This is a genomic window from Aeromicrobium sp. SP1, assembly GCF_055663785.1.
In genome coordinates this window covers 386910-403247 of the sequence record NZ_JBQVVK010000001.1, presented here as the reverse complement: position 1 = coordinate 403247, position 16338 = coordinate 386910, and the positions used below count along the sequence as shown (strand labels likewise).

16 protein-coding genes are annotated in these 16338 nt (G+C 71.6%); 5 read left to right on the top strand and 11 right to left on the bottom strand.

The features are described 5' to 3' along the window. The first annotated feature begins 13 nt into the window (after positions 1 to 13). Positions 14 to 1966, top strand: a complete 1953-nt coding sequence (locus ACT26F_RS01975) for a M13 family metallopeptidase (RefSeq protein ID WP_471668799.1) — start codon at positions 14 to 16, stop codon at positions 1964 to 1966. A 1-nt stretch (position 1967) separates the two neighbouring features. Next, complete coding sequence (locus ACT26F_RS01970) at positions 1968 to 3206, top strand: MFS transporter (protein ID WP_471668798.1); 1239 nt, start codon at positions 1968 to 1970, stop codon at positions 3204 to 3206. Here the strand turns inward: ACT26F_RS01970 and ACT26F_RS01965 are convergent. The 7 genes from ACT26F_RS01965 to ACT26F_RS01935 form a co-directional block, all read right to left on the bottom strand. Then, positions 3185 to 4483, bottom strand: a complete 1299-nt coding sequence (locus ACT26F_RS01965) for an HNH endonuclease signature motif containing protein (protein WP_471668797.1) — start codon at positions 4481 to 4483, stop codon at positions 3185 to 3187. The two genes, ACT26F_RS01970 and ACT26F_RS01965, sit on opposite strands and share 22 nt — an antisense overlap. 108 nt (positions 4484 to 4591) lie before the next feature. After that, the gene (locus ACT26F_RS01960; RefSeq protein ID WP_471668796.1) at positions 4592 to 5230 is read right to left on the bottom strand and encodes a methyltransferase; all 639 of its coding nucleotides are present in this window, start codon (positions 5228 to 5230) and stop codon (positions 4592 to 4594) included. After that, positions 5230 to 6090, bottom strand: a complete 861-nt coding sequence (locus ACT26F_RS01955) for an SDR family oxidoreductase (RefSeq protein WP_471668795.1) — start codon at positions 6088 to 6090, stop codon at positions 5230 to 5232. Before ACT26F_RS01955 ends, ACT26F_RS01960 begins: the two co-directional genes overlap by 1 nt. A gap of 33 nt (positions 6091 to 6123) precedes the next feature. Next, positions 6124 to 6603 carry a hypothetical protein gene (locus ACT26F_RS01950; RefSeq protein WP_471668794.1) on the bottom strand — a complete coding sequence of 160 codons (480 nt, stop codon included), beginning with the start codon at positions 6601 to 6603 and terminating at the stop codon, positions 6124 to 6126. Then, positions 6600 to 6806, bottom strand: a complete 207-nt coding sequence (locus ACT26F_RS01945) for a CDGSH iron-sulfur domain-containing protein (protein ID WP_471668793.1) — start codon at positions 6804 to 6806, stop codon at positions 6600 to 6602. Before ACT26F_RS01945 ends, ACT26F_RS01950 begins: the two co-directional genes overlap by 4 nt. After that, on the bottom strand, positions 6799 to 7770 hold the full coding sequence (locus tag ACT26F_RS01940; RefSeq protein ID WP_471668792.1) for an iron-containing redox enzyme family protein: 972 nt from the start codon (positions 7768 to 7770) through the stop codon (positions 6799 to 6801). Before ACT26F_RS01940 ends, ACT26F_RS01945 begins: the two co-directional genes overlap by 8 nt. Further along, positions 7767 to 8966 (bottom strand): alcohol dehydrogenase catalytic domain-containing protein, encoded by a 1200-nt coding sequence (locus ACT26F_RS01935; RefSeq protein WP_471668791.1) that lies wholly within the window; start codon positions 8964 to 8966, stop codon positions 7767 to 7769. Before ACT26F_RS01935 ends, ACT26F_RS01940 begins: the two co-directional genes overlap by 4 nt. Positions 8967 to 9096: 130 nt before the next feature. Here ACT26F_RS01935 and ACT26F_RS01930 point away from each other — a divergent pair, with 130 nt between their 5' ends. Both ACT26F_RS01930 and ACT26F_RS01925 read left to right on the top strand, forming a co-directional pair. Beyond that, positions 9097 to 9219 (top strand): hypothetical protein, encoded by a 123-nt coding sequence (locus tag ACT26F_RS01930; RefSeq protein WP_471668790.1) that lies wholly within the window; start codon positions 9097 to 9099, stop codon positions 9217 to 9219. A 111-nt stretch (positions 9220 to 9330) separates the two neighbouring features. Continuing rightward, positions 9331 to 9984: a sigma-70 family RNA polymerase sigma factor gene (locus tag ACT26F_RS01925; protein ID WP_471668789.1), complete on the top strand. Its 654-nt coding sequence runs from the start codon at positions 9331 to 9333 to the stop codon at positions 9982 to 9984. A gap of 36 nt (positions 9985 to 10020) precedes the next feature. On the opposite strand, the gene ACT26F_RS01920 is transcribed toward ACT26F_RS01925, so the two are convergent. The 4 genes from ACT26F_RS01920 to ACT26F_RS01905 are packed head-to-tail and all read right to left on the bottom strand — an operon-like array spanning position 10021 to position 15270. After that, a complete protein-coding gene (locus ACT26F_RS01920; protein ID WP_471668788.1) occupies positions 10021 to 10818 on the bottom strand; it encodes a DUF1295 domain-containing protein in 798 nt (265 codons plus the stop codon). Continuing rightward, the gene (locus tag ACT26F_RS01915) at positions 10815 to 12029 is read right to left on the bottom strand and encodes a class I SAM-dependent methyltransferase (RefSeq protein WP_471668787.1); all 1215 of its coding nucleotides are present in this window, start codon (positions 12027 to 12029) and stop codon (positions 10815 to 10817) included. Before ACT26F_RS01915 ends, ACT26F_RS01920 begins: the two co-directional genes overlap by 4 nt. Next, positions 12026 to 13252, bottom strand: a complete 1227-nt coding sequence (locus ACT26F_RS01910; protein WP_471668786.1) for a class I SAM-dependent methyltransferase — start codon at positions 13250 to 13252, stop codon at positions 12026 to 12028. The genes ACT26F_RS01915 and ACT26F_RS01910 overlap by 4 nt, the downstream gene beginning before the upstream one ends. Next, entirely contained in the window at positions 13249 to 15270 is a 2022-nt protein-coding gene (locus tag ACT26F_RS01905) for an FAD-dependent oxidoreductase (protein WP_471668785.1), read from the bottom strand. Before ACT26F_RS01905 ends, ACT26F_RS01910 begins: the two co-directional genes overlap by 4 nt. 135 nt (positions 15271 to 15405) lie before the next feature. Here ACT26F_RS01905 and ACT26F_RS01900 point away from each other — a divergent pair, with 135 nt between their 5' ends. Further along, a complete protein-coding gene (locus ACT26F_RS01900) occupies positions 15406 to 16335 on the top strand; it encodes a YhjD/YihY/BrkB family envelope integrity protein (protein ID WP_471668784.1) in 930 nt (309 codons plus the stop codon). Positions 16336 to 16338 lie beyond the last annotated feature (3 nt).

The following is a 16338-nucleotide window of genomic DNA, read 5'->3' as shown; positions in this document are numbered from 1 at the left end:
TAGCCTAATCGCCGTGACCCACGGCTTGGATTCCGCGACCTTCGACTCCCAGATCCGTCCCCAGGACGACCTGTTCCGATACGTGAACGGACCGTGGCTGCGCGACGCCCCGATCAAGCCCGACCGGGCGACGGCGGGAGCGTTCGTGAACCTCCTCGACGAGGCCGAGGACCTGGTCCGCACGATCGTCGAACGCTGCGCCGAGTCGCCGCAGGACGACGAGGAGCGCAAGATCGGCGACCTCTACACGAGCTTCATGGACACCGAGCGGATCGAGGCGCTCGATGCCCAGCCGATCGCGGCCGATCTGGCGACGATCGACACGATCGGGTCGGTGGCCGACTTCGTCCGGACCCTCGGCGCCCTCGAGCGCGCGGGCGTCAACAGCGTCATGGGCCTGTACATCGCACCCGACCGCGGCAACCCCGACCGATACGTCACCCACGTGGTCCAGTCCGGCATCGGCCTGCCCGACGAGTCGTACTACCGCGAGGACCAGTTCGCGCCCATCCGCGAGGCGTACGTCGCCCACGTCGGCACGATGCTCGCGCTGGCCGGACTCGACGAGCCGGAGCAGCGTGCCGCCCGCGTGCTCGACCTCGAGACCCGCATCGCGTCGCACCACTGGGACCGAGTCGCCTGCCGTGACGCGCAGAAGACCTACAACCTCATGTCGGCCGAGCAGTACGGCGCGCTCACGCCCGCGTTCGACTGGTCGACGTGGGCCGCGGCTGCCGGCATCGAGCCGGTCGTGCTGGCCGAGGCCGTCGTCTCGCAGCCGTCGTACCTCGAGGGACTGCAGGAGCTGCTCACCGACGACCTGCTGCCCGCGTGGCAGGACTGGCTGCGCTCGCAGCTCGTGCACGGCGCCGCCTCCTACCTGTCCGACGCGTTCGTCCAGGCCAACTTCGACTTCTACGGCAAGACCCTGCAGGGCACCGACGAGCTGCGTCCGCGCTGGAAGCGTGGCATCGGCTTCGTCGAGGGCTCGATGGGCGAGGCCGTCGGCAAGATCTACGTCCGCACCGAGTACCCCGCCGTGGCGAAGGCCCGCATGGGTGAGCTGATCGAGAACCTCATCGAGGCGTACCGGATCAGCATCCGTCGGCTGCCGTGGATGAGCGACGAGACGAAGCAGCGCGCGCTGGAGAAGCTCGACGCCTTCACCCCGAAGATCGGCCACCCCGAGAACTTCAAGGACTACTCGGCCCTCGTCACCGACCCGGCCGACCTGCTCGGCAACGCCCGTCGGGCGCAGGCCGTCGCGATGGACCGCGAGCTGGCCAAGATCGGCGCGCCGATCGACCGCGACGAGTGGTACATGACCCCGCAGACCGTCAACGCCTACTACAACCCGACGATGAACGAGATCGTCTTCCCGGCCGCCATCCTGCAGCCGCCGTTCTTCGACGCCGACGCCGACGACGCGGTCAACTACGGGGCGATCGGCTCGGTGATCGGTCACGAGATCGGCCACGGCTTCGACGACCAGGGCTCGCACTACGACGGCACCGGCGCGCTGCGGAACTGGTGGACCGACGAGGACCGGGCGGCGTTCGACGCGCTCGCGGCGAAGATCATCGGCCAGTACGACGACCTGTCCCCCGACGGCGCCGACGGCCAGACCGTCAACGGTGCGCTCACGATCGGCGAGAACATCGGCGACCTCGGCGGTCTCGGCATCGCCTATCTGGCCTTCAAGCTCGCGACCGAGGGCCAGGAGCCCGTCGAGATCGACGGCTACACCCCCGACCAGCGGTTCTTCCTGTCGTGGTCCCTCGCCTGGCAGGGCAAGGTGCGCCCCGCCGAGACGATCCGCCGGCTCACGGTCGACCCGCACTCGCCGCCGGAGTTCCGCTGCAACCAGGTCGTGCGCAACGTCGACGCGTTCTATGCGGCGTTCGGTCTGACCGAGACCGACGCGCTGTGGCTCGATCCGGCCGAGCGCGTCACGATCTGGGCCTGAGGTGACCGCCGCCTGGCCTGCACAGCGGCGCACGATCGGAACGCTCGCGCTCGTGCAGGTCGTCGGCGGCATCGGCAACGGCGCCGGGCTCGCGGTCGGGGCCCTGCTCCTCAAGGAGGTCACCGACTCGGCCGGGTGGGCGGGCCTCGCGGTCGTCGCCCTGACGCTCGGCGCGGCGCTGTTCACTGTCCCGCTGTCGAACCTGGCGGTGCGACGCGGCCGCCGACCGGCGCTGACGCTGGGCTGGCTCGGCGGGGCGCTGGGTGCCGCGACGGTGGTCATGGGCGCCGAGTGGTCCTCGCTGCCCGTCCTGCTGCTCGGCTTCCTGCTGTTCGGGGCGAGCACGGCGGCGAACCTGCAGTCGCGCTTCGCCGCGGCTGACCGGGCCCAACCGGCCGACGTGGGTCGCTCGATCTCACTCGTGGTGTGGGCGACGACGATCGGCTCGGTCGCGGGTCCGAACCTCACCGGACCGGGCGCGACGGTCGCCGAGTCGCTCGGCATCCCCGCCCTCGCCGGACCCCAGGTGTTCGCGGCGGTGGCATTCGCGGCCGCCGGCGTGCTGACGTGGCTGCTGCTGCGGCCGGATCCGCTGGAGCCGAGCGCCGCGGGCCACCGTGCCCCTCGCATCCTCACCGCACTGCCGCACGTCCGCGGCCGGGTCGCCCTCGCGATCGCGGCGGTCGCGCTGTCGCATGCCGTGATGGTCGCGGTCATGGCGCTGACACCCGTGCACATGCTGGGTCACGGCGCCGAGCTGGAGGTCATCGGTCTGACGATCAGCCTGCACATCGCGGGCATGTTCGCCCTCTCCCCCGTGTTCGGCTGGCTGACCGACCGCTGGGGACCCGAGCCGACGATCCTGATGGGCCAGGCCGTCCTGATCCTCGCGTGCGGCATCGCTGGAACGGCGGGCCGCTCGGAGGTCCAGATCACGATCGGCCTGATCCTGCTGGGCACCGGCTGGTCAATGTCGGTCATCGCCGGCGCCGCCCTGCTGACTCGCAGCGTCGATCCCGACGTGAGGCCGCTCGTGCAGGGCTTCAGCGACCTGTCGATGAACCTTGCCGGTGCCGCCGGCGGACTGCTCGCCGGACTGGTGGTGGCGGCGTGGAGCTTCGGCGCGCTCACCGCCGTGGCGGCGGTGCTGACCGTGCCCGTCGTGCTCGGCGTCCTGGCCGACCGCGGAACTCCCGGGCAGGCCGACCCGCGCCGCGCTCAGGCGGCGAGCGGTCGGTAGCGCTGGTTGCGTTGCCAACTGCCCTTCACGAGGAACTCGGGCATGCCGTCGCTGGCGAACCGGATCGGTATGTCCGCCTCGTGCACGAACCGGTGGTGATGTCCGCACAGCAGCACGCCGGTCTGAGTGTTGGTGGGCCCACCGCGACTCCACGGGATCACGTGGTGGGCTTCGCACCAGCCTGGTGGTCGGTCGCAGCCGGGGAACGCGCAGCCCAGGTCGCGTTGGGCGAGGGCGATGCGTTGGGCGGCGGTGTGGTGCCGTTTGGTCCGGCCCTCATCGAGCACCTGTGAGGTCCCGTTCATGACGACCGGCAGGATCCCGGCGTCGCAGGCGAGTTTGCGGAGCTGGCCAGCGGAGATGCGGGTGCCGTACTCGGTCACCCCGGCCCGATCGGTCTCGCCGCGCAGCGTGGTCTCGTCGACGGTGACGACCAGAGTCGCGGCGACGCCGCCGTGGTTGCCGTAGCAATCGCGCGGCAGGTGCCGGACGATCTCCGTGAACGCCTCACCGGCCTTCTGCGACGGGGACAGCGATGTGGTTTCGACAGGCTCAACCACCGGGGCGTCCTGCTGACGTTCGGTGATCGCGCGGCGGCGGGGATTGGTCTTGGACTCGATCACCGCGCGCAGCATGTCCGCGCTGACCGGGTCGGTCCTGCCACCGAACGACACCAGACCGGTGGTCTCATCGGGCTGACCGATCCAAAACTCGCTCAACTGGCGTTGGGCATGCTCGGCCCGTTCCAGCCGGGCGTTCTCGATCCGGTCCGCGCGCTCCCGGTCGACGATCTCGACCGCCCGGGCCGCCTTGCGACCCAACTGCTCGACCGACATCGCAGGTGCCGCGGTGGTCAGGTCCGCCTCGACCCGGTCCCGTTGGTCGGCGCTCAAGTCCACCGGCAGGTCGTCGAGCGCGGCCGTCACGATGCGTGCCTTGGCCGGAGACATTCCCGGCTTCGCCAAAGCCTCCTTGACCCGCGGCGCCGACTCGAGCCGATTCGCCAACCGCACTTGCGATGCAGCCTCCCGCGTCGACACCCCGGCCTCCCGCGCGACGAGCGCCGTCAACGACGTCGCATCCGTGGTCCGGTGCGCGTTCTTGCGATCCGCCGCAGCCAACAGGGCCAGGTTCAGGGCTTGCGCCTCCCGCAGCACCGACTGCACCACCCGAGTCGCGTCAGCCAACTCGCCCGGAGTCAACGCATCAAGATCGCTCGCACGCGCCGCAGCCAAGACCCGCGGCCCCGACCCAATCTGCGCCAGCAACTGACTCACGATTCCCCCGACCTTCACGCCAGAACTACGAACTGATGTTCCCATTCTAACCGATTCGGACTGACACAAGAGCGTTGTCCACAGGCCCAATTTCTTCGGCTTGACCTCTCACGACCTCGCCATCATCAGGATGAGGACCCCACCCCGGTCGTACTCCCGCACCTCGAGCACCTCGAGGCCACGGTCGCGGGCCGAGGTCTCGAGTCGCCGGGCCTGACCGAGGGTGCCGAGCTGGAGCACGGCACGGCCGAAGGGGGCGAGGTGGCGGGCGATCACGTCGAGACACTCCACGGCGACGTCGAGTCCGCCATCGCCGCCGTCGATCGCCGTGAGCGGATCCCGCGGGAACTCGTCGACGCGCGAGCTCGGCACCCACGGCGGGTCGGCGAGGATGACGGGGAATCGCTCGTCGGGATCGAGGGCCTCGGCCATCGGTGCGTGCCTGATGTCGCTCTCGATGCCCCACGCGGTGGCGTTGCGGCACGCCCACGCACATGCGGTGAGACTGCTGTCCACCTGCACGAGCCGTCGCCCCGTGGAGTGGACGGCGAGCAGACCGATGTGGCCCGCACCCGAGCACAGCTCGAGCAGCGGGCCGGGGTCGGCCTCCGACAACAGCTCGCGGCCCCACAGGGACTGCGCCTCGGTCCACGGCCGCGGCTCCAGGACGGTGTCGTCGTACTCGATGGGCCGGCCCCCGAAGAGCAGGGAACGTTCCGCGTCCTCCTCCGGTGCTCCTTGCAGCATCAGAACACCGGCTTTCCGCCGGTGACACCGAGCACCGTCCCGGACACGTAGCTCGCGTCGCTCGCCGAGGCGAGGAACACGAACGCCGGGGCCACCTCGGCCGGCTGGCCCGCTCGCCCGATCGGGGTGTCCTTGCCGAACTGCTCGATCTTCTCCGGCGGCTGGGTCGCGGGCTGCAGCGGCGTCCAGATGGGTCCCGGCGCGACCGCGTTGACGCGGATCCCCTTCGGCCCGAGCTCGGCCGCGAGGTTCACCGTGGCGTTGTTGATCGCCGCCTTCGTCGCCGCATAGTCGAGCAGGCTCGTCGACGGCGCGAACGCCTGGATCGACGAGTTGTTGATGACGCACGAGCCCTCACCGAGGTGCGCCAGCGCGGCCCGGGTCAGCCAGAACAGCGCGAACAGGTTCGTGCGGAAGGTGCGCTCGAGCCGCTCGTCGTCGATGTCGGCGAGCCCCTCGTCCCGGGCCATCTGGTAGCCCGCGTTGTTCACGAGGATGTCGAGACCGCCGAGTCCCTCCGCGGCCCGGGCGACGACCCGGTCGCACGTCGCGCTGTCGCGCAGGTCGGCCTCGATCACCACGGCCGTGCGGCCCTCCGCCTCGACGAGGCGTCGCGTCTCGGCGGCGTCCTCGGCCTCGTCGGGCAGGTGGGTGATGGCGACGTCCGCCCCTTCACGCGCGTAGGCGATCGCGACGGCGCGGCCGATGCCGGAGTCACCCCCGGTGATGAGGGCGCGCCGGCCCCGCAGCCGCCCGGATCCCACGTAGCTGTCCTCGCCGTGGTCGGGCCGGGGATCCATCGCCGCGGTGGTGCCGGGCGGGGCCTGCTGCTGGGCGGGGAACGCGGGGTCGTCACTCATGTCGTCTCCTTCGGGTGGGGATCCGGGCACGCATCACACCCGCAGGTCGCGGGCGCACACGTGGGAATGCGCGTCGGCAAGTCGTGCTCGCTGACGCTCGGCCTGGTCGATCAGCTCGTCGAGTTCGGTCGCCGAGCACGGGAGGTCGTCGCTGACGCAGCGCAGCGCGCGCCATCCGGCGAGCTTTCCTGAGACGGCGTCGTGCATGACCTCCAGCTCGCCGAGCTCGGTCAGTCCACTGCGCCGCAGGCCCGGCCCGCGGAAGGTCAGGCGGGTCAAGCCCAGGGCGGCACGCGCCGCCAACCCGACGAGCCGCACCTCGCGGACGTCGAGGTCGTCGGCGAGGCGCCGCAGGAAGGCGCGCTCCTCGAGGAGCTCGCCGTGGATCTCGGCCACGGCCGCGCGGATCTGCGGATCGGTCTGATGGGAGTTCCCGAACAGCGCGATGCCCGCGGAGGCGCCCGCGAGGTGGGCGCGCACGTAGGGCCCGATCGTCGACGAGTGGGTGGTCATCCGCGCTCCTGTCGTTCCGTGCGACCTGCGAGCAGTTGGTGGGTTCCGTCGCACCACGGACCGGTCGCGGTGAGCCCGCAGCGGCACACGGCGCTGACGGGTCGTTGGGTGCGGTGCAGGCTGCCGTCGGCCGCCTGCACGGTGTGGTCGCCGCGCAGCAACAGCGGTCCGCCGGGGCACACGACGACGTCGGGGTCAGCCACGTCCCCACCTCCCGAGCAGGTGACGGGCGAAGCGGTCCTCGAGGTCGAGGGCCGTGAACGCGCCGAACGCGACGTCCTCGGCCAACTCGGGCTCGGCCTCGAGCAGGGCGCCGGCGATGAAGCGGGCGGCGGTCTGCTCGTGCACCGCATCGGCCTCGACGTGCTCGTCGTAGTACTCGGCCAGCACCTCGGGGAATCCGAGCCGACGCAGGCCCTGCGCCATCCGGCGGGACGGGACCGCGCTGGACGCCTCGAACGCGACGAGGTGACCGACGGCCGCACCCCGCAGGCGGCGGCGCAGGCCGAACATCGTCAGCGCCACGTTCTGCTCCAGCACCTCGACGGGGGCCAGGTCGACGTAGGCACCCTCCCGCGAGTCGAGGCCGGCGGCCGCCATCCCCCGGGCGAAGAGGTTCGCGTGCAGGCGGTCACCGCGCCCTGCGCCGTACTCGTCGTACTGCAGCTCGACGAGCGCGGCGCGTGCGCGGACCGGCAGCCGCGGGATCACCCACGTCGTCGGATCGGCCTCCTTGAGGTGGTAGATCGAACGCAGCTCCAGCAGCTCGCGCACCTGATCGGCGTCGGCGTCCCGCTGCACGAAGCGGGCGAGCGAGCGGCCACCGTGCTCGTGCACGAAGGCGAGCAGGGCGTCGGGGTCGACCTCGGCGGGCAGGCGTCCCCGGGCTCGCTCCCGCAACCGGTCCTCGAGGTCGGCCTCCAGCTCGCACCGCACCGCGATCAGCTCCGGTCGCCACTCGGCGTCGTCGTCGACGCCGCGAAGGCCGCGGTGGTGCAGCTCGTGGCACAGCCACAGGGTGAGCAGCGCATCGGCGTCGTCGTCGGGACCGACGGACGCCAGCGTGCTCCACGAGGACGTGCCCGTGAGCGCGCCGAGGACCGCCGCGCTCAGCTCACCGCGCGCGGCGGGCAGGCCCGTCGTCGCGCCGACGGCGATCGTCGTCATGGGGCACCCAGCCGTGCCGACGGGTTGAACAGGACCTTCACCATGCCGTCCTGCCTCGCCTGGAACTGCGCGTACGCCTCCGGCGCGGCGTCGAGGCCGAGTCGATGCGTGGCGAAGTCCTGCAGGCCCAGCGGGTCGCCCGACGCCTCCGCGAGCGGCAGCAGGTCGTCGACCCAGCGACGCACGTTCGCCTGGCCCATCCGCAGCGTGATCTGGCGGTCGAACAGCTGCTGCATCGGCAGCGGGTCGACCGTGCCGGCGTACACGCCGCTGATCGACACGGTGCCCCCTCGCCGCACGAGGCTGAACGCCGTCATGAGCGCCGCCATCCGGTCGATGCTCACGTTCTGCAGGATCGCCCGGCCGACGGCCGACGGCAGCAGGGACGTCGCCCGATGGGCCACCGTCGAGACGGGCGAGCCGTGCGCCTCCATGCCGACCGCATCGATGACCCCGTCCGCACCGCGCCCGGAGGTCAGTGTCATGACGGTGTCCGCGGGGTCGTGCTCGGCGGCGTTGAACGCCTCCACGCCACGCGCCCGGGCCCGCTCGACGCGCTCGGGCACGAGGTCGAAGCCGACCACCCGGATGCCACGGTGCAGCGCGAGCCTCGCCGCCATGTCACCGATCGGACCGAGCCCGACGACCGCCAGGGTGTCGCCCTCGCGGACGTTCGCGTACTCGACCCCCTGCCACGCCGTCGGCATGACGTCCGAGAGGTAGACGTAGCGCTCGTCCGGCAGGTCGCCCGACACGACGATCGGTCCGTAGTCCGCGTGCGGCACCCGCAGGTACTCGGCCTGGCCGCCCGCCACGCTGCCGTAGAGGCTGCTGTAGCCGAACAGCGCGGCACCGGTGCCCTGCGAGCGCACCTGCGTGGTCTCGCACTGGGTCTGCAGGCCGCGCTCGCACATGTAGCAGCGGCCGCACGCGATCTGGAAGGGCACGACCACCCGGTCGCCGACCTTGAGCCGGTCGGCAGCGGAGCCGACCTCGACGACCTCGCCCATCGTCTCGTGGCCCAGCACGTCGCCGGGAGTCATGAACGGCCCGAGCACCTCGTAGAGGTGCAGATCGGACCCGCACAGGCCCGTCGTCGTGACCTTCACGATCGCGTCGTCGTCACGCTCGATCACCGGGTCGGGCACCTCGTCGACGCGGATGTCGCGCCGGCCGTGCCACGTCACTGCTCGCATGGATGTCCTCTCGACAGCTGGTGTCGAAGGAGTACCCAGCCCCGCGCGATCCATGCACCACTGCGACGCACGCATGGACGGCCGACCGGCGGGTACGCCCCGGGTACATCCACGACAGGAAGGAACCACCATGAGCACTCCCCATCCCGAGGCTCCTGCGGAAGGGCCCGACGTCGACGACCCCGCGACCGCTCCCGACGAGGTGGCACCCGAGGCTCCCGAGGCGCCAGCAGAGCAGGAGCCGCCGGACTGATCCGAGCCCGGCCTCTCCGCGGCCCACCCGCCTCAGGTTGCGACCGAGGGCGGGTACTGCGACGTTGGAGGTGGTCAAGCAGCCGGCCACCACTTTTTGTGAGAGGTCGCCATGCACGCCCCTGCACTACATCGTCTGATTCTCGACCACCTGGAACTCGCGACCCGGTTGGCGCACGGCTATGCCGGTCGCGGCATCGAGGTGGACGACCTCGTGCAGGTCGCCCGCCTCGGACTGGTCAGCGCGGCCGACCGCTTCGACCCGGCCTGTGGCGACTTCCCGCCGTTCGCCGCGGCCACGATCCGCGGCGAGCTGAAGCGACACTTCCGTGACCACGGCTGGGCGATGCGACCGCCGCGTCGTGTCCAGGAGGTGCGAGCCCGCCTGAACGCCGAGACGGACGAGCCGGTCACGTCGCTGAACACGGCCCGACTCGCGACGCGGCTCGGCGTTCCCGAGACCGACGTGCGCGAGGCCGCGCAGGCCGGGGCCTCCTACACGCTGGCCTCGGTCGATGCCGACGCCCGCACGGGTCCGGGCCTCGTCGATCCGGGGTTCGGCCGCGTCGACGACCTGCTGACCCTGCGGCGGTTGTGCGCCGACCTGCCCCGGCCGGACCGCCAGCTGCTGTTCTGGCGGTTCATCGACGAGCTCAGCCAGAGCCAGATCGGTGAGCGGCTCGGGATCAGCCAGGTTCAGGTCTCGCGTCGCCTGTCGGCGCTGTTGAGCCGGCTCCGCGCGGGTGCCCTGCCGGAGGTCGCCTGACGGAGGAACCGCCGCGAGCACTCGCGGCGGAGGTCCTCACCGCCGCGGCGGCAGGGGCACGAACACCGACGTGCGGGACTCGTAGTCGTCCCAGCCGGGGCGACCGCGCATGCGCCGCTCCGCGATCCGGACCCCCGAGACGACCGTGACGATCGCGGTCAGCACGATCGGCGCGGGCAGCGTCCACAGCAGCGGTGCCCAGCCGCTCGCGGCGCCCGCCACGAGCCACAGGCCCCACCACGTGACGGCCTCACCGAAGTAGTTCGGATGCCGGCTCCACGACCAGATCCCCGTGCGCAGGATCGACTCCCGCTGGTCCTTCGGCGTCGCGCGGTAGGCGGCCAACTGGCGGTCGGCGACGGCCTCGACCACGACGCCGGCGATCCACGCCAGCACACCGACGACCACGACCCACGACCACGCCACCGTGAGCGCGGGCGCCGCGAAGACCGCGTAGCCGACGACGAGCACGAGGACGGCCTGCAGTCCGTAGACCTTCGACAGCAGCGCGACGAACGGCACCTCGCGAGCCGACCCGCCCATGTACTCGACGTAGCGCGGATCGTCCTCCTCGGCCGAGAACGTGCGCCGGCCCAGGTGCATCGCCAGCCGCGCCGCCCACCCCAGGACAAGCACGAGGACGAGCACCGTGCGCCACGACTCACCCAGGTCGCCGGTCAGGCCCACGACCGCGGACGCAGCCATCCCGACCGCGAACGCGACCGGCCACACGACATCGACGATCGCGAAGGTGTCACGGGCCCGCGAGGCCACGGCACCGACCGCCATGACGAGGACCACCGCGACGACGGCCGCGACGAGGACGCCGGTCACGCGGGCCGCACCGCGAGCAGCTGGTCGACGCCCATCCGGCCGTCACGGAACGCGGCGGCACCACCGGCGAGGTACAGCCGCCACACCCGGATGACCTCCTCCCCCACGAGTTCCGTGAGCCGGTCGACGTGACGCTCGAAGTTCTCGATCCACCCGGCCACGGTCCACACGTAGTGCTCGCGCAGATCGTGCACGTCGCGCACCTCGAGCCCGCCCTGCTCGAGCAGCGCGACGGTCTCGCCGACGGGGCGCATGTACATGTCGGGGGCGATGAAGCTCTCGATGAACGGGCCACCACCGGGCCACCGGCCCTGCCGCGACATCTGCTGCACCAGGACGCTGCCACCGGGGCGCACGCGGTCGTGCAGCACCCGCACGAACACGGGGTAGTTCTCCTGCCCGACGTGCTCGCCCATCTCGATCGACACGGCGGCGTCGAACTCCCCCGCGACGTCGCGGTAGTCGCACAGCCGCACCTCGACGCGATCCTCCAGACCCTCCTGCGCGACGCGCGCGGCGACGTGGTCGCGCTGCTCCTGTGCGATCGTCACCGCGACGACCTGGGCACCGAAGTGCTTCGCCGCGTGGATCGTCAGCGAGCCCCAGCCACAGCCGACGTCGAGCAGCCGGCTGCGCTCCTCGAGTCCGAGCTTGCGGCACACGAGCGAGAGCTTGTCGTGCTGGGCCTGCTCGAGGGTGACGTCGGGTGTCGTGAAGTAGGCGCACGAGTAGGCCATCGACGGGTCCAGGATCAGCGAGTAGAACTCGTTCGACAGGTCGTAGTGGTGGTGGATCGCCTCGCGGTCGCGGTCACGGGAGTGCAGCCGGCCCCGGACGACGGCCTGGGATGCCGGCGCAGCGGGCGGCGGACCGATCGCCCCGGCCCGCACGAGCAGCGGGATCGACCTGGCGACCGTCGTGGCGATGCGCGTGCGCGGCATCGGCCCGACCTCGCGGCCCGCAGCCAGCAGGCTCGTCAGCGCGGCGTCGAGATCACCGTCGATCTCGGCCTCACCCGTCACGTACGCCTGTGCCGCGCCGAGCTCGCCCGGACTCCACAGCAGCCGCCGCAGGGCCCGCGGGGACGTGAGGCGCACGACCGGGGCCGACGTGGGTCCGGTCGCCGAGCCGTCCCACATCTCCAGCCGCACCGGCAGGTCGCCGACGACGGGCTGCAGCACGGTCGAGACGCGCTCCGCCAGTCCCGTCATCGGACGGCCTCCTTCGCGAAGACGAGGTGGTGGTCGTCGAGGTACCCCGAGGCGAAGCCTGCCCTCGAGTACTCGAGGTAGAAGTGCCACATCCGGCGGAACGTGTGGTCGAAGCCGAGGTCCTCGACCTCGGCGGCCCTGGCCACGAACTGCTCGTCCCAGCGGCGCAACGTCTCGGCGTAGTGCGAGCCGAACGCGAAGGCGGACTCGAGGCTCAGCGCGGTGTCGTCGGTGGCCTCCTCCAGCGCCTGCACGGACGGCAGGAAACCGCCGGGGAAGATGTACTTCGTCACCCACGTGTGGGTGTTCCGGGTGACCTTCATGCGGTCATGGGGCATCGTGATCGCCTGGATCGCGGCCTTCCCCCCGGGCGCCAGCACCCGGTCGATCGTCGCGAAGTAGGTCTGCCAGTGCCGCCACCCGACGGCCTCGATCATCTCGACCGACACGACGGCGTCGTACGTGCCGTCGAGGTCGCGGTAGTCGCACAGGTCGACGTCGACGAGGTCGCCGAGGCCGGCGGCGGCGACCCGTTCACGGGCCAACTGCTGCTGCTCGACCGACAGGGTGATCGTGCGGACCCGGGCACCGCGTCGGGCCGCGCGGATCGCCATGGACCCCCAGCCCGATCCGATCTCCAGCAGACGGGTCCCGTCGCCCACCTCGGCCAGGTCGAGCAGGCGGTCCAGCTTGCGCTCCTGGGCCGTCTGGAGATCTTCCTCGGTCGAGTCGAACAGCGCCGCCGAGTAGGTCATCGTCGGGTCGAGGAACAACGCGAACAGGTCGTTCGACAGGTCGTAGTGGTGGCCGACGACGCGCTGGGTGTCGGCCCGCGCGCCGCGCTCGTCGCGGGGCGGACGCGGCATCACGGCGCCACGCAGGACCTGGAGCGGACGCGGCACGAGCGTGCTGATCCGGGCGGCGAGCACCGTGAGGAACTCACCGAGCTCGGGCGCGTCCCACGCGCCGGTCATGTACGACTCGCCGAAGCCCGTCGACGGATGCGTGCCGAGCCGCGCGAAGAACTCGCTCGGCCGGTGGATCGTCATGATCGGGCCGCCGCGGCCGTACGAGCGACCCTCGAGCTCAACCGTGACGTCGAGCCGCGAGACCGCCGACTCGAAGAGGCGGCGCGCCACGGCGGCGCGGACGCCGGTGGGCCACGCGCGGCGCGGGAGGTCGAGTGACGGCCAACGGGTGACGGTCGGTCGAATGGTGGTCATCGGACGCCTTCCTGGTGGTGGGTGGGCCTCGGTCGAATGGGCAGTCGGCGCAGCCAGAGGATGACGCCGTGCCCCGTGATGGCGATGCGGTCGAGCAGGCCGGCGGTCGCCGCGCGCCACTCGTGCCCGGGTACCCGCTCGCCGCTGATGGATGCGTGGAACGGCGGGCCGTGGGGCAGGTCGAGCTCGACCCGGACGTCGAGCCGCTCGTCGGGGACCGGCGCCAGCACGCGGTACGAGCCCTCGACGTCGTGGAACGGCGACACGTACATCGCCTTGGCCACCCGCTGCTCCTGGTCGGGATCCCCGGCGAGCAGGTACGCGTGGCGGTCGCCGTACGTGTTGTGCACCTCGACCACGGTCGCGAGCGGGGTGCCGTCGGGTCGGGTGCACCACCACACGCTGATCGGGTTGAAGCAGAAGCCGAAGGCCCGCGGGTGGGTCATGAGCCGGACCCGTGCGTCGCCGAGCTCGATGCCGTGCCGGGCGAGGAAACCCGCGAGGTTCTGGCGCAGGGTCGAGCCGGGCTCGCCGAGGTGGTCGCGCGCCTCGATCGTGCCGCGGGTGAGCCGCCGCCAGCGCGACTGTCCCTCCTGCCGGGCGAGCTGGGCGTCGAGGTCGACGACCCACATCGCGGACCGCTGCTCGAACCCGCGGACGAACGGCTGCCGCCGCTGGTGCCGCACGCGGGTGAGGTGCACGTCGGGTCCGCGCTCGGCCTCGTGGTGGGCCGGGGCCGCGAGGCCCAGCCGGCGCACCGCGTCGAGTCCGGAGCGCGCGCCGTCCTCGTGGAAGCCCCAGCCGTGATAGGCGCCCGCGAAGGCGAGCCGGTCCGTCTCGATCTCGGGGAGCCGGCGCTGCGCGGCGACCGACTCGGGCGTGTAGGCGGGGTGCTCGTAGTCCATCCGCGCGATGACCGTCGAGGGATCGACGAGATGCTCCCCGCCGAGGGTCACGAGGTAGCGCGTCGCGGTGGGCAGTAGCTGCAGCCGGGTGAGGTCGTACGTCACCGTGGTCTCGTCCCCCAGGGCGAGGTTCCACGACGCGCGGGCGCCCTCGGTGCGCGGCAGCAGCCGCTCGTCGGTGTGCAGCAGCGCCGGGTTCGGCGAGTACGGCATCGCCGACAGCACGTCGCGCTGCAACGGTGTCGGCTCGCCGAGCAGGGCGAGGGCCTGGGCCGGGTGCGTCGCGACGACGACGCGGTCGAAGCGCTCCTCGTGACCCGTGGCGTCGCGGACCGTGATCGCCTCGGCATCCTCGACGATGCTCGTGACGGGCGTCGCGAGCCGGACGTCCGGGAGCTGCTTCGCGACCCGCCGCACGTACTCGTGCGAGCCGCCGGTGACGGTGCGCCAGCTCGGGCTGCCGAACACCGAGAGCATCCCGTGGTTGGCCAGGAACGCGAACAGGTAGCGCGCCGGATATCGCCCGGCGAGCTCGGGATCGCACGACCAGACGGCCGCGACGAGCGCCCGGATGTAGTGCGTGCGCAGTCGCGGACCGAAGCGGTGCTGGTCCAGGAACGCGTCGAGCGTGATCTCGTCCTGCGTCCCGGGGTCCGCCGCGAGCAGTCGTCGTGCCGCGCGGTGGAACCGCGGGATCTCGACGAGCATGCGCCAGTGGCCCGGATCGCGCAGTCGGGCCGCGTCGGGGAACAGGCCTCGTCGGCCCTTCGCGCCGGCCCACTCGCGGCCCTCCGCGTCGCGGACCGAGAGCGACATCTCGGACGGCTGGGTCTCGACGCCGAGCTCGTCGAACAACTGGCAGAGCACGGGGTACGTGCGGCGGTTGTGCACGATGAAGCCGGTGTCGATCGCCAGCTCGCGGTCACCGTCGGTCACCCGGTGCGTGTCGGCGTGTCCGCCGAGACGCTCGTCGGCCTCGTAGAGCACCACGCGCGCCCCCGCGCGCGTGGCGAACCACGCCGCGCTGAGGCCGGCTATGCCCGACCCGATCACGGCGAGTCGGGGCGTAGCGGGCTGATGTGGTTCAGTCCGGGACACGTTCACCTCGGTCATTCGGCGCCGGCGCGCGATCGGATGGGTCGCGTGTCATTCGGAGTCGACGCGCGACTGGATGGGTGGTGTGTCGAATCACCGCGACACCGGGCCGTCGCGGCCTGCAGCAGGCACCGGGATGACTACGGTTGACCCGTGAGCACCCCGACCCCCGAGCAACGGGCGCAACTGGACCGCGCTCTCGGCATACTGCCGACGCGGTTGCGGTCGGTGGCGGACCTGATCCTCGATTCATGGGTCGGCCGGGTGCTGCTCGGATTCGCGTGGGGTCTGCAGAGGATCGAGATCTTCGACCGCTCGATGGCCGTCGCAGCGCAGTTGTTCACATCGGTCTTCCCGATGCTGATCCTGATGGCGTCGTGGTTCGGCCATGCCGACAACGTACTGGTGTCCACCCTTGATCTGCCTCCCGATGCGGCGGCGCAGGTCGACGATGCGATGAACTCCGGCGCCTCGACGACGTTCGGCATCATCGGCACGATCATCGTGATCGCGTCGGCGACGAGCCTGTCGCGCGCGCTGGCCCGGGCGTTCGCGGTGATCTGGTCGCTGCCGCGCCCGAAGAGCTCGCTCCGCTCGGCGTGGCGGTGGGTCGCGGTCGTCGTCGGCCTGGTCCTGACCCTCGTCGTGGTCCGGCGCATGGATCAGCTCACGAAGGACCTCCCGCCGCCCGAGCTGTGGACCCTCGTCCTCACGCTGGCCCTGTACGTCGCCGCTGCGTTGTTCGTGCCGTGGATCCTGCTGAACGGCCAGGTGACCGTGCGCGGGCTCATGCCCGGCGCGCTCATCTTCGGCGTCGTGAACGTCCTGATGCGCCCCTTCACCGACCTGTGGCTGCCGCGATCGCTCGAGGCCAGCGCCCTGCACTACGGCTCGATCGGCGTCGCCTTCACGTACCTGGCGTGGCTGTACGTCATCGCGTGGGTGTTCCTCGCGGCGGCGGTCCTCGGGTCGGTCCTGGTCAACGACGCCGGGCCCGTGGGCCGCTGGCTCGCCGGGGGTCACTCCCTCGTCCGACCGGCCCGGGCCGCCGCCGTGGCGGCCGACCCGCTCGATCCCCTGTGACCT